This is a genomic window from Paenibacillus cymbidii, from assembly GCF_004764705.1.
GTDB lineage: Bacteria > Bacillota > Bacilli > Paenibacillales > NBRC-103111 > Paenibacillus_AN > Paenibacillus_AN cymbidii.
In genome coordinates this window covers 16,504-37,281 of record NZ_SHLX01000052.1, presented here as the reverse complement: position 1 = coordinate 37,281, position 20,778 = coordinate 16,504, and the positions used below count along the sequence as shown (strand labels likewise).

The following is a 20,778-nucleotide window of genomic DNA, read 5'->3' as shown; positions in this document are numbered from 1 at the left end:
CGCCCGTTCGATCGAATGGGCGGCTTGCGGCGAAGGGGACGGAAGGAGACCGGCCATTCATGCTTGCCCAGACCATCAACAAAATGAGAAGCCATCAGCTGTACTATCTTCTCATCCTTCCGGGCTTGTTGTACTTTATCGTTTTCCATTACGCTCCGATGTATGGCGTCATTATCGCCTTCAAGGACGCAAGTCCCTTCGACGGACTGGCGGGCATGCTGTCGTCCAGGTGGGTGGGGTTCCAGCATTTCCGCACGTTTTTCGATTCGTATTACTTCTGGGACATTATCGGCAACACGCTAACGATCAGCTTCTATCGGCTGCTGTTCGGCTTTCCCGCTCCAATTCTGCTTGCTTTGCTGATGAATGAAGTCACTCACACGTATTTCAAGCGGGTCGTGCAGACGATTTCATATTTGCCGCATTTTATCTCGATGGTTGTGCTTGCCGGATTAACGACGACGCTGCTCAGCGTGGATAGCGGGATCGTCAATAGCGTTCTGGCAAAACTTGGGTTTGAACCGATTTTTTTTCTGGCGGACGCGAAGTATTTCCGTTCGGTATTGGTCGTCAGCGGCATATGGAAAGAAATCGGCTGGGGCAGCATCATTTACCTTGCCGCGATTGCGGGCATCGACCAGCAATTGTACGAAGCGGCCAAAGTCGATGGCGCCAGCCGGCTGCGGCAAATGTGGCATATTACGCTGCCGGGCATTCGCCCGATTGCGATCATTTTGCTTATCCTGCAAATCGGTCATGTGATGGACGCCGGGTTCGAGCAGATTTTCCTGCTGTATTCCCCTCCGGTGTATCAGGTATCGGATATTATCGATACATATGTGTACCGCGAAGGGCTGGTCGACGTGAAATATTCTTTCGCCTCCGCAGTCGGGTTGTTTAAGGCGGCGATCGCCCTGGTGCTTGTAGCAGGCGCGAATATGCTCGCCAAACGATTCGGTCAAGACGGCATATGGTAGGTGGATCCAATGAACCGGAAATCGTTTGCGCCCTTGCATCACGCTTTTCAAATCGCCAATTACACGTTGCTGATCGTGCTTTCGCTTATGTTTGTGCTGCCCTTTGTCGTTGTCGCCTCTACTTCGTTGGTCGGCGAAAGCGAGCTCCTTCGCCGAGGCAGTTTTATTTTAATCCCGCACCAGCTTGATTTCACCGCTTACCGAACGCTGCTCAGCGACGGCTCCAGCTTGTACCGGGCCTATGGCATTACGCTTATGCGGGTGACGATCGGCACCGCGCTCAATTTGCTGTTCACGGCGATGATGGCGTTCGGGATTGCGCGCAGGTCGCTGCCCGGACGCAATCTGATTATCGGCATCGTGTTCGTTACGATGCTGTTCAGCGGGGGACTGGTGCCGACGTTCCTGCTGCTGAAGGCGCTGCACCTGGTCAATACGTTCTGGGTGATGATCATCCCGCCTTTGATCAGCGCCTGGAACTTGATTATTATGAAAAGCTTCTTCGCGCAAATTCCGGAGAGCCTGGAGGAATCGGCCACGATCGACGGGGCGTCGCCGGGGCAAGTGCTGATGCGGATCGTCATTCCGTTAAGCTTGCCGACGATGGCGACGATCGGGCTGTTCTATGCGGTCTGGCACTGGAATGCGTGGTTCGATGCGGCGATCTTCATCAACAAGGCCGAATTGATGCCCGTGCAAGTGCTCATGCGGCGGGTGGTGCTGACCATGACGAGCCGGGACATGAACACGGAAATCATGGCGGATCTGCTGCGCCGGCCAACGCCGCAATCGCTGCGGGGAGCGATGATTATCATCACGACGCTGCCGATTATCGCCGTTTATCCATTCCTGCAGAAGCATTTTGTCAAAGGGGTCCTAACCGGCTCTATCAAAGGGTAATAAACCAAAGTGAAAAAAGGAGTCGTCCCATGAACCGCCATCAAGGACCGACAAGCATCGACTTCCCGGGAGAAATCGGACCGTTCCTCGCCTGCGGGGACGGATCGCTGCTTGCCATTTATGAAGAAGGGCGCAAACCGAATCAATGGAATGACCTTTCCATTCCGCAATATATGTATTGCCGTCGGTCAAACGACAATGGGTTAACCTGGGACGAGCCGCATGTGATCGCTTCCCACCCGGAAGAAGGCAGGCTGTGCAACAGCTTCGGTCTGTTCGCGGATGCGAACGGGCATGTGCATCATCTTTATCTGCTGCTGCTGAACTGGGATGAGCACATCCCTTATGAGGACAGAATCATTGAAATGAAGCATATCCGCTCGAGCGATTATGGCCGTACGTGGTCGGAACCGGTAACCGTCGATTACGGGCATTCCTATACCGGCTCGATCAACAATGCCACCGTGCTGGACAGCGGCCGCATCGTCGTTTCGTTCTCCTATATGACGAGGCGCAAGAACGGGCGTTTCACCACCACGGCCATGCTGTCCGACGACCACGGTCAAACGTGGCGCCTTTCGAACAGCAACCTTTTCCTCGACAACGGCGGGGGGCATATCGAAACCGGAGCTGTCGAACCGGTAACGATCGAGCTGCCGGACGGGCGGATCTGGTTGGTGGTGCGCACCCAGGCCGGCAAATTGTATGAATCGTATTCAAGCGACGCCGGCGAAAACTGGAGCGAGCTAGCGCCGACAGGCTTCGTTTCGTCGAATTCTCCGGCCGGTCTTCTCCGGCTGCGCGACGGCCGGGTTCTCATGTGCTGGAATCACTGCAACGGAGAGCCGATCCACCACGGCATCAGTTATGCCAGACAGGCGATTGTTGCCGCAATTTGCGGCCATGACGGTGTCTGGCGCGGGTATCGCCAGGTTGTCGGGATGAAGCGGGAGTATGACGCCAGGCGAATGTTCTGCTATCCGTGGATGGTGGAGCTGGCGGACGGGAACGTGTTGGTCGGCTATTACGATGCCCACCTCAGCCACCCCGGCACCCAAACGTTCCGGGTCGTTCGTTTCGACCTTGAATGGTTGGTCGCATTGCAGGCGGAGGAGCGATTGGCCGAAGACAATCACAGCTTGACGTTGTCGCAAACGGGTGCGGAAATATACGTGCTGCCGGACGGCGCTCGCGCCCTTCGTATCGTGCAGCAGGGGGCCGATCCCGGCGTCGGTGCGACGTGGAATTTCCCGCTCGCGATCCGCGGAGAGGTTGAACTGCAGGTCAGAATCGGAAGCGCGGACACGTCCGGCGGGATCTATGTCAGCCTGGCGGCATCGTTCCTATCTCCCGATACCAAACAAAGCGGCATGTTTCGGTTGAAAATCGAACGCGATGGCCGTCTGGCTGCGCAGCATGCGAACGAAGGGCCGTACCTGGCGCTGGAAAACGCTCCCCTGCCGGCAGGAGAGTGGGTTACGCTGCGGCTGGGATGGGATTGCGCGCACGAGTATGCCGTCGTCCATGTGAACGGGACGTTCGCCGGGGCGCTGTCGCAGCTGGAGCAGGGCCACGCGCTGTCGTTCGTTCGCCTGCATGCGGCGGAAGCGGGATCAGGCATCGAAGTGAGCGGCATGCGCATGAGCGGTTCGCCGCTTGCATCGCCTGGCGGCACGGGGGAAGGAGTGAACCCGGCGTGATCTACGGGGATTGGAACGATTATGCAAGAGAGCGGTCGTTATATCCGGCGGCGCTCGTCAAGGCGCTCGACTTTTTGCAGGCAGCCGATTGGACGGCAATGGCCAACGGAAGATACGACATCGACGGCGACGATCTTTATGTCAACGTGGTTTCGGGCGAAACGGCACCGATCGCCAAACGCAAGGCGGAACGTCATTTCCGGTATGCGGACGTGCAGTACATGATCAGCGGGGAAGAAACGATGGGAGTGGCCCGGTATACGGAACGGCTCCGGGTAACGGATGATTGGACCGACCGGGATGCGCTGTTGTTCGAAGAGGTCGAGAATGAAACGCTGCTGCGCGTCCAGGCGGGCCAGTTCGCCGTCTTTATGCCCCATGACGTCCATCGTCCGGGATGCGCGATCGGCGGCGATCCGCAACCGGTCCGAAAAGCGATTGTAAAAATCGCAACGAAACTGCTGCTGCAATCCGGCGAATGCGACGGGGCCCCGGCTTTGGAGAAAGAGAGGGAGACCAAATGACCGATCTCGAGCGGGTCAAGCATTATTTGAACGGACCGATTGCTTCGGTGAGCACGCCTTTCGATCGGGAAGGCGAGATCGATTATGCCGCGCTGCGCAACTGCGTGGAGTTCATCGTCGAGGGCGGCAGCGGAACCGTGCTGTTGACATACGGCGACAGCCTGTACAGTATCCTGACGGATCGCGAAATCGCCGAAGTCACGCGCGTTACGGTGGAACAAGTCGCGGGAAGGAAGCTGGTCGTGACGGCAGGCAATTGGTGGACGGGAGAATCGGTCCGGTTCGCCGAATATTGCCGTTCGCTGGGAGCCGATCTGTACATGCCGCTGCCGCCCAACTGGGCGGGGTCGTGCACCCCGCAGACGCTTGCGCAGCACTTTCGCCGCATCGGGCAAGTCATGCCGGTGATGGCCGTCACCGCATTGGGCCCTGGAGTCGCGTTGCCGCTGAAAGTGGCAGAGACCTTGCTGGAAGAGAACGACAACGGGATCGTTGCAGTCAAGGACGATATTTGCGGCCCATACGGAAGAAGGCTCGCCAATCTGGTTGCCGGCAGGTGGGCGTTTCTGTCGGGCGGGCGAAAGGAGAATCATCTCGATCAGCTGCCGTATGGCGCCGATGCTTATTTGTCGATGTACATGCGGTTCAAGCCAGAGATCGCGTTGCGGTATTGGCGTCTCGTGCAGGCAGGCAACACCCGGGAAGCGGCGGCGATCGTTCGTGACTACGATATCGCGCTGATCGAGTTCGGGACCGGACTCGGAGTTGACTTTGACGCCGTCATTCACGGTTCCCTTGAGTTGTTCGGCATTGCCCGGCGCTGGCGCCGGCTGCCTTACAACAATTTGACCGACGAGCAGATGGAGAAACTGAAAGCTTTTTATGCACATCTAGGCTTAATATAGAAATTAATTCCATTTAATGAAGCTGATTCCGGAGTTTGCGGTGTCAGCTTCTTTTCTTGTTTGCTCGCCCCGGGCAAGAGAGGAACCGCTCGAAGCCGTGTCGAATTATATCGAATCGGCAGTTTTGAGGGGGCATCAGGATGAATCCACACAAGTCCAAAAGCGGCTATTTTCGCAGCGTCAGTCTGGTTACCCTCTTTTCCGGCCTCGTTTCGCTTTCGGTCGTGCTGACCTTGACGATCCTGCTGATCGCTTCGTACCAATCGAAGAAACAGTCGCTAATTGCTACGACGTTGTCGCTCAACGACACGAACGCCGACAAATTGAGCCAAACGATGGATTCGATCCTGAAATCGATGCGCGGCGGCCTGCAATATACGGTGAGCCTGCTGTCGCGGGAATTCCCGATGAACGACGGCCAAATGTTCGAGCAAATCGAGCTGATGAGACGCAGCAGCAACTACTTTAACGGCATCGTCGTCGTTGACGAAACGGGCGTCGTGCGCAGTATTTCGCCGCGCTCCGAGTCGATGCTTAACAAAGCCGTTACGACAGAAGCGTCGCTGGAGGCGCTTGCCAGTCGCAAGCCGTACGTATCGAAGCCTTACCCGATTGCCAACGGCAAACTGATCGTGTTCATGAGCGAGCCGTTTTTCGACCAGGAAGGCAACTACAAGGGCTTCGTCGGCGGCACGATTTATTTGCAGGAAAACAACATCATGAACATGATCTTCGGCAGCAATATGTCGGACGACAACGGCACCTACTATTATGTAGTTGAATCCGAAGGGCATCTGATCTATCATCCCGACAAGACGCGGCTCGGCGAAGACGTGCGGAGCAACAGCGTCGTCAGGAAGCTCACCGAAGGCATCAGCGGCAAGGAGCAAACGGTGAATACCCGGGGGGGGCGGCTGCTGGCGGGCTACTCGGTTGTGCCGGAAACCGGCTGGGGCGTTGTTGTCGTATCGCCGCTCAGCGAAGTATACGAGCAATTGAACCGCCATATTCGTTCGATGCTGCTTTATATGCTGCCGCCCTTCGTTCTGCTGCTGATCGGCGCGAATTGGCTGGCGCGGCGCCTGGCCCGGCCGTTCGTGACGATGGCCAATCTGGTCGGCGGCATCGGCCGCGGCAAAATCGATCCGGGCAACATCGAAACGCATTGGAACCGGGAAGCGAACATGCTGGGCAAAACGATTCGTCTCGCCATGACCGATCTGAAGAAACGAACGGACGATTTGACCCGCGACGCGATGACGGATCCGCTGACCGGTCTGCTGAACCGGAGAACGCTGGAAACGACAATCAAGTCGTGGGTCGAGCGCCGGACCGCCTTTTCGATCGTCATCATGGACATCGACAAATTCAAGGCAATCAACGATACGTACGGGCACGCCGCTGGGGACGAAGTGTTGAAGGCGCTGGCGGAGGTGGCCTCGACTTCGATCCGGCCCGGCGACATCATCTGCCGGTACGGCGGGGAAGAGCTCGTAGCGCTGCTCGCATTGACGTCGGCCGGCGATGCGTTTGCCGTTGCCGAACGCATTCGGCAACGAATGGAAGCTGCCGCCAGCCCGGTTGGGCAGACGGTGACGGTGTCGCTTGGCGTCGCGCATTTCCCTTCCCAGGCCGATTCGGCGGAAGCGGTTTTCGATTTGGCCGACCGGGCGATGTACCGGGCCAAAAGCGGCGGTCGCAATCGCACGGTGGCGGCGGAATAACGGATTCAGGCACAACGGCCGGTGGAGATTTCTCCTTGCGGCCGTTTTGTGCGATAATGATTTCATGGATCGATGCCATTCAGCGAGGTCGGCTCGGCTCAAGTGGTAGAAATCATTGCCGATTGGACCTGGAGAGCGGTCCAATGCGGTAATGATTTCATGGATCGATGCAATTCAGCGAGGTCGGCTCGGCGCAAGTGGTAGAAATCATTGCCGATTGGACCTGGAGAGCGGTCCAATGCGGTAATAGGGGAAGGTTTGTGTACATATTTCCGGGGCCCCCGCAAAGTACCTGAGTTCGCTTCGAAGCAACAGGTCCACTTTGTGGGGAATTTTTGGAAAGGAGAACCAGCATGCAGGCTGCATTGCAACTCGATCAAGTCATGAAAAAATACGGCAGCAAACTGGCGGTGAACGGCATTTCGTTCGAGGTGAGGCCAGGCGAAGTGTTCGGGCTGCTGGGCGCCAACGGCGCCGGGAAAACGACAACGATGCGCATGACGCTCGGGCTCATTTATCCGGACGGCGGGCGCATTCTCTGGAACGGCAAAGGCTATTCCAGCGAATTGTCGCGCATTATGGGGTACTTGCCGGAAGAGCGGGGATTGTATCCGAAGGTGAAGGTCAGCGAACAGATCGTTTATTTGGCCGAGCTGAGGGGGATGGCAAGGCGCGATGCGGACCGCGAGCTGAAGCGCTGGCTGGACAAGTTCGGCGTGCCGGAATACTACAACCAGAAGGTCGAAGAGCTGTCCAAAGGCAATCAGCAAAAAATTCAGTTCATTGCGGCAGTCATCCACAATCCGGATATTTTGATTCTGGACGAAGCGTTCAGCGGGCTCGACCCGGTGAATGCCGATCTGCTCAAAACGACGGTGCGCGAGCTGCGCGATCAAGGGAAGTCGCTGCTGTTTTCCAGCCATCGCATGGACCACGTCGAAGAGCTGTGCGAAAATATCGTCATCCTGCAAAAGTCGAATACGCTGCTCGGCGGCAATTTGAAGCAGATCAAAAAGGCTTACCCGCGCGAGCGCATCATTCTGGAAACGGAAGGCGCCGTGGAAGGGCTGGCCGATGTTCGGGGCGTTGCGCGCGTCGAACGCACGGGGCGGGGCTATGAGATCTTTGTCACCGACGCCGACCGCGCCGGCGGGGCGATCCTGGAGCTGGCGATGCGGCAGTCGATCGTCAATCGGTACCAGATCATGGAGCCGACGCTTCATGAAATTTTCGTCAAGTTGATGGGGGAGCGCCATGAATAGCTACTGGACCGTCGTGCGGTTTACGTTCATGAACCGGATCAAGGCGAAGGCGTTTCTTGTGACGTCCCTGATTTTCGCCGTGGTCATCAGCTTGGGATTGAATTTGCCGGCGATCATCGACGCCTTGTCATCGGGCAAAGCGACGAAGATCGGCATGATTGAGGATAAGGCGGGCATCGCGAAGACGCTGCAGGAGACGCTGGCGGCAGACGAGAAGCCAAACCTGGAAATTGTGCTTTTCCCGCCTGCGGGAGGCACGGCCGAGCAGGAAGAGCAGGCGCTGGCCGCCAAGCTGAAAGCAGGCGATATCAAAGGTTACCTGCTGCTGGTCGACAACCCGGCGGTCGGTTTTCCGAACGGCGTGTACAAGGCGGAGAAAGTGTTCGGCAGCGGCAAGCAGAACAAGCTGGAAGAGGCGCTGCGCCAGATCAAAAGCCAGCTGCTCAGCCAAAACGCCGGCTTGACCAAAGAGCAGCTGGCGAAGATGTTCAGTCCCGTTGCGGTGCAGACGCTGCAGTTGTCCGCGGCGGGCACGGAGGAAACCGGCGGCAAGTCGGAGGCGGAGCGGAACGCGGCATTTGCGCTCGTGTATGCGCTGCTGTTCGTGCTGTTCATGATCATTACGATGTACGGGAACTTGATCGCGACCGAAATTACGGCCGAGAAAAGCTCGCGCGTCATGGAAATCATCATCACGAGCGTGTCGCCGCTGAAACAGATGTTCGGCAAAATTACCGGGATGTTCCTGCTCGGGATGCTGCAAGTGGTGTTTTTCGTCGTCATCGGGCTGATCAACCTCGCCGCCACGAAGGATAAGCTCGACAGCATCGGGCTCGACTTGGGCAGCATTCCGGTTTCGCTGATCGTGTACTTCCTTGTGTTTTTCATCCTTGGCTTCTTCCTGTACGCTACGCTGCTGGCGGGCATCGGCTCGCTGGTCAGCCGGACGGAGGAGCTGGGGCAAGCGATCATGCCGGTGACGATGCTGTCGCTCGTCAGCTTCTATATTTCGATCTACGGCTTGAGCAACCCGACGTCGAGCTTCATTACCGGCGCTTCGTTCGTTCCGTTCTTTACGCCGATGCTGATGTTTCTGCGGATTGGCATGGTCGGCGTGCCGGTTTGGCAAATTGCGCTCGGTTTCGTTTCACTGGGCGTGGGGATTTTCGTTTTTGGCTGGCTCGGCGCCAAAATTTACCGCATCGGCGTGCTGATGTACGGCAAACGCCCGTCGTTCAAGGAAGTGTTCAAAGCGATGAGGGCGATGTAGCCGCCCCACAAGCCTTTGTTCCGGCCGCAAGACCGGCGCAAAGGTTTTTTAGTTTTGGCGGGCGTTGCCGCACCCCACACCCCGCACCCCACACCCTAAGAGTAATAATACACTTAACATCTCCCTAAACGACTGTTTGGGGCAGCTTAACTGCAAATATACACGTAACCTCCGCCAGTTTCCCGAAATTCAGTGGGAACCGATGAATTTAAGCGCACATCTGCACTTAAATGTATCAAACGAGTTTATATGGCGGCAGTTAGTGTATTTTTACGTTTAAACTACGATCGGCCCGCTGAGGAACCGCTTTTGCACCGGCTAATCTTGGTGTCGCATAACCGTTCCCGTCCTGTTCGTTCGGCCAGGAGAAATAGGCCATAAAAAATGGCCTATTGCCTCCATTTCGGGTGCCTCACCCGAAATATCCAGTGAAAACACTGGCTATTTCCGCCAAACAGCGCCAATCCGGGCAAATCGACACGAATAGCCAGTGAAATCACTGGTTATTTTCCTGCGGAAGCCTATTTTTAACGAAATAAGCCATAAAAAGTGGCCTATTTGCGATCTCCCCTGACGCTTTTTCCTAAAAAGCCAGCCGCCCCTCGGTCAAGTCTCATGGATGACTTGTTTGATCCGGTATTCCTTCGGCGTGGTGCCGTATTTCATTTTGAACAGTTTGAAGAAGTAGCTCTTGTTGCCGAAGCCGACCCGCTGCAAAATTTCGTTGATCGTATACTTGTTGTCCTCGAGCATCAGCTTGGCCCGGTGCAGCCGCAAATCGGTCATGTACGTGGCGATGGAAACGTCCTCGTGCTGCCGGAAAATTTTGCTGATGTGCGTGGGCGACAGCTGCATGGTGGAGGCGATGCTTTGCAGGCTCAAATTCAAGTCATGGTAATTGCTTTCGATAATTTCCTTGATCGTGTCGACCAGAATCGGGTTGATGCTTTTTTCGTTGGCGTCCTTGCGTTTGTCGCCGATGTCGGCGAACAGCTGCAGGAAGGTCGCGCGGATTTCCGCCAGCGTCTCGTGCTCGATGACTTGTTTATAGAACGGCATCAGATCGATCGTAATTTGATGAATATTATGGCTGTTGATTTCGCGGATCGCTTTATGCACGACGACAATCGCGTGCAGAATCAGATACGTCATGTTGCGATGGTGCAGGCCGGCCAAATGGCGGAACAGCTCGTCAAGCTGCTCCTCCAACTGGACCGCGTTGTTCGCCCTCAGCCCTTCCAGCAGATGCTTCTCGATATCGGCCGGGAAGTCGGAATCGCCGTTGCCGGTATTTCGCTCGATCATGGCCGGCACAATAATCGCCGATTGGCCGTAAACAAGCCGGTACATCGAACACTCGAGCGTGGCCCAATACTGGCGGTCCAACGTGCTGTAATCGGGCACCGGCTCGCCGATCGCCGCGGTAAAGCTCAGCCGGTAATAGCCGGCGAAACGCTCTTGCGCCTCCTTCAGCAGCTCGCTCATTTCCTGAACGGGCGGACGGGGCGTGTGGCCGATATTCACGAGCAGCACAAAATGATCGCTGCGCATGTCGACGATTTCGTTGCGGAACCGGGTCGAAACGATTTCGCTCGTAATATTGAGCATGGCGAACTTAAATAGCTTCCGGGCAGACGGCGTAAACGTTTGGAACTGGGCGTAGTCGTCGAGCTTAAGCACGCACAGCAGCATGGGCGCGGTAACGGTTATGCCGATGCGATAACGTTCGGCGAGCTGGGGAAATTCCTCCTCCGACACGGTCGAGCTGTCGACGACAAGCTTGCGCAAGTAATACGTTTTCATAATGTCCTTGCCCGCGTCCTGCTCCTGCTGCAGCCAGCCGATATGCTCGATCGCCTCGTTGTACCCGCTGGCTATGAGGCTGAATTCGTCCTGAAGGCCTTGCGGCGGCGCGCCGGGAGGGACCGTTTTTTCCATTTGCCGCAAAATATGCTGCACCGGCTTGTACAAGCCGAGCGAAATGACGACGGATACGATGATGGAAAGCACGAGAAAAATGCCGATCAGCACGATCGTAAACGTGCGCATCTGGTTCATCTTGCCAAAAATGTAGTCGTAGGACTGCACATTGACGATGACCCAGCCGTTTTGCTCCGACGTCATATAGCTGATGCTCTTCTTGTTGCGCCCGCTCCCTTCGTTGAAGTAGTCCGCGGCGCGGCCCGTCTTTGCGATATGAGCCTGCACCGCCTGTCCCCATACTTCCCGCCCCGCGTCCGGCTGCTCCTGCGCGTTGAAGATGTCGCCGTTGTCGTCCATGATGAGAATGCTGCTGTTGTCTTGCTCCGTCAGCTGGTTGATGTTGCGGATATGATTGAACAGCCACTCCGGCTTGATGTTGATCACGAGGATGCTCTGGCGGTTGTAGCGGTCGTCCTTCGTATCGTACATGAAGACGGAGAAGAAGCGCACCCGGTTGTACAGCCTGTCCGACGCGTCGTCGTACATGGGGACGAGGCGAAGCCGGGCAATCTGGTCATGGTTGCTTAAATAACGGTCCAATACATTGTCCAGGCCATCCTCCTGGCAGCTCAGCTTCCCCTTCGCTTCCGAGGAATAGTAGCAGCGGTTGAAGCCGTTATAGACGAAGATCGATTCCACGAAGGACGAGGAGGCTTTCGTTTGCGTCAGCCGGCTCACCTTGGGGAACAGCTCGAAGATGTCCATCGTCGAACTGTTCATCAGCGAAATCGTATCCGAGTCGAAATAAACCGACATCGTCAAATTTTTGACCAGTTCGTTCATGTATTCGATGTTGTAATTGACCTGGTTCAGCACCTTGCGATTCGTTTCGTCCTGAATCTCGAGCACCGTTCGTTCGGAGTTGTAATACTGGGTCACCGAAGAAATGACGAGAAACAAGACGATCAGCAGCAAGATGGACAGAAGAATCCGCACCAAATATTTGCGCGACCGGTACAGCTGCATGACCCGCACCATCTGCATGTTCATCCCCCATATCGTAAATGGCAGCCTGAAGCTTTACCCCAAGTATATCAAAAGCGTTGTGCAGCGAAATTGCAAGATGGTAAATGGGGTATGTTTTGGCGCGTCGATGCGAAATCGCAGCGGATCCCGCGAAATTGCACTGTTGCAAAAAGCTGAATGCGGTGCAATTTGCCTGAAATGCAACGGATGGCGAACTTTGTGATTTACCCCGCCGGCGGGACTGTGGCAGGATATAATCGGTAATTACTCTGCGCGGGGACTGCGCCGGAGAGGGGGGAGTTCGCGTGAGACGATAAGACGATAGCGGAACGGTTGGCCGCTAGCGCACGGAAGGGACGATGACAAAATCGAAGAAAAGAGGCTGGTGACGTTATGGGGAATAGCGCGAAAGGCCATGCATTGGCGAAGCGCAGGGGCACGTTGGTCCCCCTGGTGTTGACCTTTTGTTTTCTGTTTTTCAGCTGGTTCGGCGACGGGACGTTGTGGAGCGGCAGCAAAGCTTATGCGGCGATTCAGGCCACCTACTACGTATCGCCTTCCGGATCGGATGCGAACAACGGCACTTCGCTGTCGACGCCGTTCGCGACGATCCAGAAAGCGCGGGATGTCGTCCGGGCGAACAAAGGCAGCATGACCGGCGATATCGTCGTGTATATTCGCGGCGGCAACTATTATCAGAATGCCACGATAACGTTCGATGAAAACGATTCGGCGAACAACGGCTTCAAAATCATTTATAAAAATTACGCCTCCGAAGTTCCCGTCTTCCATGGCGGGCAGCGCATTACCGGCTGGACGCTCGACTCGGGCAACATTTACAAGGCGAATGTCGGGACCGGCTGGACGTTCGAGACGCTGACGGAGAACAACGTGCGCGCCTTCAAGGCGAGGACGCCGAATGTCGGCTCGTATTTGCAGGCGCAAGGACCGGGCGGCAGCGCGCAAACCCAGTTCATTTACAAATCGGGCGACTTGCCCTCGTTTACGGCAACTTACGCGCAAGCCGTCATCTGGTCGGGCACGCAATTCGTGCAGTCGACCGCGCCGATCGCCAGCGTCGATACCGGCACAAGAACGATCACGCTGCAGGATGTCGTCGCTTACGACATCGAAGCCGACAACCGCTATTATGTGCAGGGGGCAAAAGCGTTCCTCGACGCGCCCGGCGAATTTTATTTGGACGAAGCGGCGGGCTACCTGTATTATTACCCGCGCACCACGCCGATCGCCAATCAGACGATTGTCGCCCCGAAGACGACGCGGCTGCTGCAGGTCAAAGGCTCAAGCATGTCGGCCAAGGTCAGCGGGCTGCAATTCGAAGGCTTGACGTTCAATCTGTCGGATTTCACCAAGTACTATCCATGGGATACGGTCAACAACGTGACCGACTACAAGCAAGGCATGGTGTATCTGGAAAATGCGACGAACATCACGCTCAAGTTCAATCAATTCCTGAATGCGGGTTATAACGGGATCGAATTGAGCAATTACGCGCAGTACAACACCATCTACGGCAACTATGTCAATGCGAGCGGTTCGAGCGCGATTCGACTGGCCAGCTACGATTTTGGGCAGTATGGCCCCGAAGGCGATTTTGCCAATGCGGCCGCCGCGTACATCAACAAGTACAATACGGTGTCCAACAACCTTGTCGAGAACGGCGGACAATTCGTCGGGCATGCGCCGGGCATTTCCGTCACCTACAGCGGCGACAACGAAATTTCCTACAACAATGTCCGGCATTTCCCGTACATCGGCATCAACGTAAGCGGCGAAGCGTACTATGGGATGAACTTCGGCAGTACGATCTACGGGCAAACGTTGACGTATGCCAACCGGCTTGATTTTGTATATGCCAAAAACAACCAGATCAAGTTCAACGACGTGTCGGATGTAATGCGCGAAGCCCAGGACGGCGGCATGATTTATACGTGGGGCACGGGAAGAGGCAACGTGATCGACAACAACGTGCTGCACGATACCGCCGGCAGCGTGCCGAACGGCAACGTGGTCGGCATCTATCTCGATTGCAGCTCCGTCAACGTAACAATCCGCAACAACCTCATTCATCATAACCGGAATGCGGCCAATACGGGGGAGGACGGCTTTTACGATTTTCTGCTCAAAGGGCCGGATCACGTAGTGACGAACAATATCGCAGCCGACAATCTGGTGTATAAAGAGGCGGCGGTTACGAACGATGCCCCCTTGTGCGAGTCTACGCACAACATGACGTTTACGAACAATATCCTGTACCGCACCGGCGGCAGCGACATTTATTCCTTCTATGCCAGCCAGCCGGGCGACGACCATGGCCTCGGGATGGCGACGGTCGACAACAACGTGTTCTACCATCCGGGCGGCACGTACGAAGTGAACGGCATTCCCGGCGCCGACACGTTCGCCAACTGGAAGACGCTGGACAACGGCAAATACGATCAGCATTCGGTGCTCGCCGACCCGCTCTTCGTAAACCCGAACGCTTACAATTATACGGTCTCGGCCGGTTCGCCGGCGCTTGCGCTCGGTTTCGTCAATATCGATACGTCTGCGGTCGGACTGAAAGGCGATTATCCGTTCTCGTACACGCCGACGCCGACCTCGACGCCGACACCGACGCCCACGCCGAGCCCGACGCCGACCGTCACCTTGTATCCGGTGGCGGACAGCTACGTCAACTCGTTCGACGCCACGAGCTCCGGCACCAACTACAACTCGGACATCCGGCTCGTCGTGTCGTCCAAACGGGTCGCCTACCTCAAGTTTGACTTGAGCGGCTACAGCAATACGGGCAGCGCCAAGCTGCGGGTGCGCGGGTTCACCAACACGGGAGTCAGCTCGACCGTATCGGCTTACGGCGTCAACTCGGACGCCTGGACGGAAAGCGGGATTACCGCCAACAATGCGCCGAGCCCGTCGCCGACGCCGGCCAGCAGCGCGACGGTGACGTCGACCGACCAGTTTTACGAGTTTCCGGTGACGAGCTTCGTGCAGAGCCAGTTGTCGGGCGACCACGTCGGTTCCTTCGCGCTGAAAAACTTGCCGGGCGGCGAATACGTCGGTTTCTTCGCGAAAGAAGCGGGAACCGAATACGTGCCGGAGCTGGTGCTGGTTGAACCGGTTGCGGCCTCGCCGACGCCGGCCCCCGTGTTCGCGAACAAGATCGTTTCCGGCATTGCCGGCACAGGCACGGCGGAAATATCCGCCTCGGCCGGGGACTACACGATCAGCCCGACGTTTGCGACCGATTATACGGCGTATTTCAACGGGAAGTTCGCCGCGCAGCCGACGCCGCTGCCGGTTGTTACTCCGTCCGGCGTCAGCTCGGGCAACGTTACGACTTCAACCGCGACGGAGCATCCGGTCAAGAAGGTGACCGGCACGAATACGATTACGAACACGTCGGGCTACATGTCCATCGGCAGTCCGGCGGATATCGGCACTACGGCCGTATATGGCGGCACGTCTTGTTCGATCGGACCGACGACGAATCTGGTCATTAACGGCGATGTCGTGTGCAACGGACCGCTGACGTTCAACGGCAGCATTGACGGGCTTGTCATTCACGGCAACGTGATCGCGGCGGGCGATATTCTGTTCAATGCCGGCGCCGGTTCGTTTACGGTCGACGGCATCATGAGCTCGTTGGGCAGCATCGCCTTCGAGGGAACCGGCATTTCCTCGGGGCTGATCAAAGGCGATTTGATCGGCAACGGCATCAGCTGTTCGGCCAAACTCGCCAGCAGCTTGACGATTAACGGGTATGTGAGCAGTACGGGCGATCTCCAACTGAGCAATTGGAACAATCCGTCCGTCCTGACGATCAAAAAGTCGGTGTTCGTCACGGGCAATTCGCAATTTTACGTGCTCGACAAGGCGACGATTCAGGGCGACTTCTATGCCAAAGGGAACGTGACGTTCAACAGCACCGTATCCGGCAACGGATTGACTGTCGGCAAGTCGCTGCTTTCCAAAGGAACGGTAACGGTGCATGGCGTTTCGGGAACGTTCAGCGTCGGCAGCTTCCTCGGGGCGTTGACCCAGTTGAACTTCGACACCAATCTGACGCACAACGTCAATGTAGGCGGCATCTCGACGGGAAAAGTAAACATCACGAATAATTCGTCCCCGGCGAATATTATCATCACGTACAATCCGCCGGTGGGCTAACAAGGGGAAGGCACGATCGCATCGGGCCGATCGGCAGGAAACACCGCGGGGCTGGCCCCGCGGTGTTTTTCATCCTATGGCCCATCCAGCTCGCGTACCCGCTGTCGCTTGCTCCGCTAACACTACGTTCATGGTTCACGTCCCCGCTTCGCTTACAAACTAATCTTGTTTCTGCCCCGCCTCCTCGCAACCGAGTCGCCGCTCTCCCCAATTATGTTGTCGGTTGAAGCGTAAAAGATGGCCTATTTCGCAATCCCCTTCTGTTCCGCGCTTACCTGACAACATTGCCGCACTCCCGCGCCCCCACCGCACCGCCACCGCCAAAATAAGCCGGAAAAGCAGGCTTAAACCACCGCCACCGCCCGGGACGGGTGAAATAAGCCGGAAAAGTCGGCTTAAAACGCCGTCGCCAGCCGAGACGGGCGAAATAAGCCGGAAAAGTCGGCTTAAAACGCCGTCGCCAGCCGAGACGGGCGAAATAAGCCGGAAAAGTCGGCTTAAATCGTCGTCCCACCCCGCCCAGGCAGTTGCAATATCATACTTCCGGTGTAAATTTGGCACGGCGGCGGAAAATCATACCGCGTTCGGATGTTTGTGATTTACCGCCTCCCGGGGCGTGTGCAACGATTAGCAGCGAGCAGCCAGCCGGCGTCGGCGCCACCCGTCAGCGCCGCGCCGCGCAAGGCGCTCCAACCTCATTTTACAAAGAAAGGTGACCGTGCCACATGGACATCCAGCAGCAAGCCCCGCCCGAATCGGCCGCACGCCAAACGGTCAAGCGGATCTCGGAATGGACCCACCTGAAACGAAACCGGGAACTGGTGATTCTGTCGATCCCGATGCTCGTATTCGAGTTTTTGTTTGCGTATTGCCCGTTGATTTTCCTGATCATCGCCTTCAAAAACTACCGCTACGACCTCGGCCTGTTCGGAAGCGAATGGGTCGGGTTCAAAAATTTTCGCTTCTTCTTCGTTTCCCACGACGCGCTGCACGTCACGTCCAATACGGTGCTGTACAACATGGCGTTTATTGTGCTGACGACGGTTTGCGCGCTGGCGCTGGCGATCCTGATGAACGAAATCGGCAGCAAATGGGTGAAGGTGCACCAGACGGTCCTGTTCCTGCCTTATTTTCTGTCGTGGGTAGTCGTCGGCTACATCGTGCAAGGATTTCTGAACAACGACCACGGCTTCATGAACGAACTGCTCAAGCGCTTCCACATGGAACCGGTCAACTGGTACACGGAGCCCGCGTATTGGCCATGGATTATTATGCTGTCCCATCTGTGGAAAACGGTTGGCTACTCCGCACTGATCTACTACGCGGGCATCATGGGCATCGAGCCGAGCTACTACGAGGCGGCGCTTATTGATGGCGCTTCCAAATGGCAACGGGTGTGGAAAATTACACTGCCGCTGCTCGTTCCCTTGATTCTCATTCTGTTCATCATCAATATGGGCGGCATTTTCCGGGCCGAATTCGGGCTGTTCTACTTCGTGCCCAACGACGTCAGCTACTTGTTCGACGCAACGGATGTCATCGACACGTATGTATACCGCTCGCTCAAGAAGCTCGGGGATTTGGGCATGTCCACCGCCGTCGGGCTGTACCAATCCGTCGTCGGCCTCGTGCTGGTGCTGGCCGCCAACGCGATTATCAAAAAAATCAACAAAGAAAACGCGTTATGGTGAGGGGGCCCAGCATGAAATCATCGTTACGCGCCGTTACGCCTGCCGGTTTCGTCATCCATGCCGGATTCATTCTGTTGTCGATTTTGTTCGTCATTCCGTTCCTGCTCGTCATCGCCATTTCGATCACGGAAGAACAAACCTTGACGCTGAACGGGTATCACCTGATTCCGCAGCAGCTCGATTTTACCGCGTACGAAGTCATCCTGCGTGCGCCTCAGCAGCTGCTGCGCGCGTACGGCGTGACGATTTTCGTTACGGTCGTCGGCACCATAGGCGGGCTGCTGCTGACGAGCATGTCCGCTTACGTATTGTCGCGGCAGGACTTCAGGTACAGGCGCCCGATCACGTTTTACATTTTTTTCACCATGCTGTTTAATGGCGGGCTGGTGCCGTTGTACATTTTGGTGTCGCAATATTTGCACTTGAAAAACACCATTTGGGTGCTGATTTTGCCGTATTTGCTCAATCCGTTCTACATTTTGCTGATGAAAGGGTTTCTTGAGAAAATTCCCGCGGAAATCATCGAATCGGCCAAAATCGACGGGGCGCGCGAAATCCGTACGTTCGCCACGATTATTTTGCCGTTGTCCAAGCCGGCGCTGGCCACGATCGGGCTGTTCATCTCGTTCACGTACTGGAACGACTGGTATCTTGGCTTGCTGTTTATCGACAATCCCAACCTGGTGTCCCTGCAGCTGCTGTTGTACCGGGTGATGAATTCGATCGAATTCCTCAACAACAACGCCGCAAGGCTCGGGATGCTGCGAATCAATTTGTCCAAATATCCGACGCTGTCGGCCCGCATGGCGATCGCGATTTTGGCGGCCGGTCCGATGCTCGTGGTGTTCCCGTTCTTCCAGAAATATTTCGTGCGCGGCCTGACCGTCGGTTCGCTGAAAGGGTAAAACCCTTGCGGCCGGGAAACCGATTCGCAGGCAAAACGTCCGCGGACGTTCGCCTGCGTCCCTGCCGCAATTTCCATAGATGCCGGATAGAACTAACGGAAACGGGGGGCGGTGCAGCCTAATTTTGCAGAAAAGCCAGGCAGGGTCGTGTCGCATAGTAGAGAATAATAAACTGATGGAGGTTATGTGCCCATGCATAAACGGAACAAAACACTCGTTTCCCTGGTCAGCGTCGCCGTCTGTTCGACGCTCGTGTTAAGCGCTTGCAACAAAACCGGTTCGTCGTCGTCATCCCCTTCACCGGCGGCCACATCGGCCGCTCCCGGCAACTCCGCCGCGCCTTCGGCGGCTGCCCAGGATAAGCTGGAACCCGTGGAATTGATCTGGTATTTCCCGGTGCTCGAGGAAGTGCCGAAGGATCTGAAAACCGTTCAGGATGAAATGAACAAGTACCTCAAGGACAAAATCAATGCCACGATCGTGCTCAAGCCGGTCATCTCCGGAGAGTACGGGCAAAAAATCAACACCGTGCTGGCGGCCAGCGAACCGGTCGACATTTTGTGGGATTCGCTCGGCTGGCTGTACGATTACATCGGCGCAGCGGCGAAAGGCGCCATCATGCCGCTTGACGACTTGCTCGACAAGTACGGCCAGGATATCAAAAAATCGCTGCCGGCGATCTCGCTGCAAACGCCGCGCGTCGAAGGCAAGCTGTACGCCATCCCAAGCTATCAAACGATGACCAACCGCGAAGGCGTCTACATCCAGAAACGCTTTGCCGACAAGTATAAGCTCGATGTGAACAGCATCAAGAAGCTGGAAGATCTGATTCCGTTCATGGAGCAAGTGAAGCAGGGCGAACCGGACGTGATCGAGCTGGCGATGGAAAAGGGCGGGCTGTTCGGCGCGATGAACTCGACGCTCGGGTTCGAGGTCGTGGGCGAGGATGTCACCGGCATCGAGCTGTCGAATCCGAAGAAAGTCGTCAACATTTACGAGCTGCCGATCTACAAAAAATATTTGGAAATCATCCGCAACCTGTATGTGAAGGGCTACATCAACAAGGACGCAGGCATGATTGCCGGCATCAACTCGCTGGAAAAGACGGGCAAAGTGCTGATGGAGTACAGCACCAACATCAACGCGGCGGGGCTGCTGTCGGTCAAGGAAAGCATGGGCGGCAACGAGGTGATTCAGATTCCGTTCGCAGCGCCGTTTACGGCTACCGGCAATGTTGCGGCAACGATGAATTCGATCAACAAAAAATCGAAGCACCCGGAACGGGCGATGATGTTCCTCAACCTGCTCAATTCGGACAAAACGTTATACAACCTGATCACATGGGGAGTCGAGGGCAAGCACTATACCAAAGTGTCTGCCAATGTGGCCAAACCGATCAAGGACAGCGGCTACAGCATGTCGAATTACGGCTGGATCTTCGGCAATACGTTTAACGCATTTGTCGACGCAACCGGAGACCCCACGATGAACGAGCAAATCCTGAAGCAGAACCAGGCGGCGGTGCCGTCGCCGATTCTCGGTTTTAATTTCAACACGGAGTCCGTGCAGTCTGAAATCGCCAACTATACGACGGTGAAATCCAAGTATCTTCCGGCGCTGGCGACCGGCTCGGTCGATCCGGGCGAGAAGCTGGACGAATTCCTCAAGAAGCTGAAGGAAGCCGGTGCCGACAAAGTCGTGCAGGAGGCGCAGCGCCAGCTGGACGAGTGGTATAAGACGAAGAAGTAGCAGCCGGCGGCCGGCCGCGGCATGATGCCTG

Annotated in this window: 13 protein-coding genes; 12 read left to right on the top strand and 1 reads right to left on the bottom strand. The window is 56.2% G+C overall.

Translation table 11 applies throughout. The features are described from left to right. Positions 1-59 precede the first annotated feature (59 nt). From EXY20_RS37085 to EXY20_RS37050, 8 genes are all read left to right on the top strand, one after another. On the top strand, positions 60-977 hold the full coding sequence (locus EXY20_RS37085; protein ID WP_235886382.1) for an ABC transporter permease: 918 nt from the start codon (positions 60-62) through the stop codon (positions 975-977). 9 nt (positions 978-986) lie between these two features. Next, the gene (locus EXY20_RS37080) at positions 987-1,877 is read left to right on the top strand and encodes a carbohydrate ABC transporter permease (protein WP_135557483.1); all 891 of its coding nucleotides are present in this window, start codon (positions 987-989) and stop codon (positions 1,875-1,877) included. A 29-nt stretch (positions 1,878-1,906) separates the two neighbouring features. After that, positions 1,907-3,577: a sialidase family protein gene (locus tag EXY20_RS37075; RefSeq protein WP_135557482.1), complete on the top strand. Its 1,671-nt coding sequence runs from the start codon at positions 1,907-1,909 to the stop codon at positions 3,575-3,577. Then, on the top strand, positions 3,574-4,101 hold the full coding sequence (locus EXY20_RS37070) for a YhcH/YjgK/YiaL family protein (RefSeq protein ID WP_167859786.1): 528 nt from the start codon (positions 3,574-3,576) through the stop codon (positions 4,099-4,101). The genes EXY20_RS37075 and EXY20_RS37070 overlap by 4 nt, the downstream gene beginning before the upstream one ends. After that, on the top strand, positions 4,098-5,006 hold the full coding sequence (locus EXY20_RS37065; RefSeq protein WP_167859785.1) for a dihydrodipicolinate synthase family protein: 909 nt from the start codon (positions 4,098-4,100) through the stop codon (positions 5,004-5,006). The genes EXY20_RS37070 and EXY20_RS37065 overlap by 4 nt, the downstream gene beginning before the upstream one ends. 140 nt (positions 5,007-5,146) lie before the next feature. Continuing rightward, complete coding sequence (locus tag EXY20_RS37060; protein WP_135557479.1) at positions 5,147-6,730, top strand: sensor domain-containing diguanylate cyclase; 1,584 nt, start codon at positions 5,147-5,149, stop codon at positions 6,728-6,730. 353 nt (positions 6,731-7,083) lie between these two features. Next, the gene (locus tag EXY20_RS37055) at positions 7,084-7,992 is read left to right on the top strand and encodes an ABC transporter ATP-binding protein (RefSeq protein ID WP_135557478.1); all 909 of its coding nucleotides are present in this window, start codon (positions 7,084-7,086) and stop codon (positions 7,990-7,992) included. Continuing rightward, on the top strand, positions 7,985-9,262 hold the full coding sequence (locus EXY20_RS37050) for an ABC transporter permease (RefSeq protein WP_135557477.1): 1,278 nt from the start codon (positions 7,985-7,987) through the stop codon (positions 9,260-9,262). The genes EXY20_RS37055 and EXY20_RS37050 overlap by 8 nt, the downstream gene beginning before the upstream one ends. A 606-nt stretch (positions 9,263-9,868) precedes the next feature. Here the strand turns inward: EXY20_RS37050 and EXY20_RS37045 are convergent. After that, complete coding sequence (locus EXY20_RS37045) at positions 9,869-12,229, bottom strand: helix-turn-helix domain-containing protein (protein ID WP_167859784.1); 2,361 nt, start codon at positions 12,227-12,229, stop codon at positions 9,869-9,871. A gap of 375 nt (positions 12,230-12,604) precedes the next feature. Between EXY20_RS37045 and EXY20_RS37040 the strand changes: the two genes are divergently transcribed. From EXY20_RS37040 to EXY20_RS37025, 4 genes are all read left to right on the top strand, one after another. Next, a complete protein-coding gene (locus EXY20_RS37040; protein WP_135557475.1) occupies positions 12,605-16,402 on the top strand; it encodes a CBM96 family carbohydrate-binding protein in 3,798 nt (1,265 codons plus the stop codon). Positions 16,403-17,127: 725 nt separating this feature from the next. After that, complete coding sequence (locus tag EXY20_RS37035) at positions 17,128-18,093, top strand: ABC transporter permease (RefSeq protein ID WP_135557474.1); 966 nt, start codon at positions 17,128-17,130, stop codon at positions 18,091-18,093. A gap of 11 nt (positions 18,094-18,104) precedes the next feature. After that, entirely contained in the window at positions 18,105-18,998 is an 894-nt protein-coding gene (locus EXY20_RS37030; protein WP_135557473.1) for a carbohydrate ABC transporter permease, read from the top strand. Positions 18,999-19,190: 192 nt separating this feature from the next. Beyond that, on the top strand, positions 19,191-20,747 hold the full coding sequence (locus tag EXY20_RS37025) for an ABC transporter substrate-binding protein (protein ID WP_135557472.1): 1,557 nt from the start codon (positions 19,191-19,193) through the stop codon (positions 20,745-20,747). The last annotated feature ends 31 nt before the right edge of the window (positions 20,748-20,778 follow it).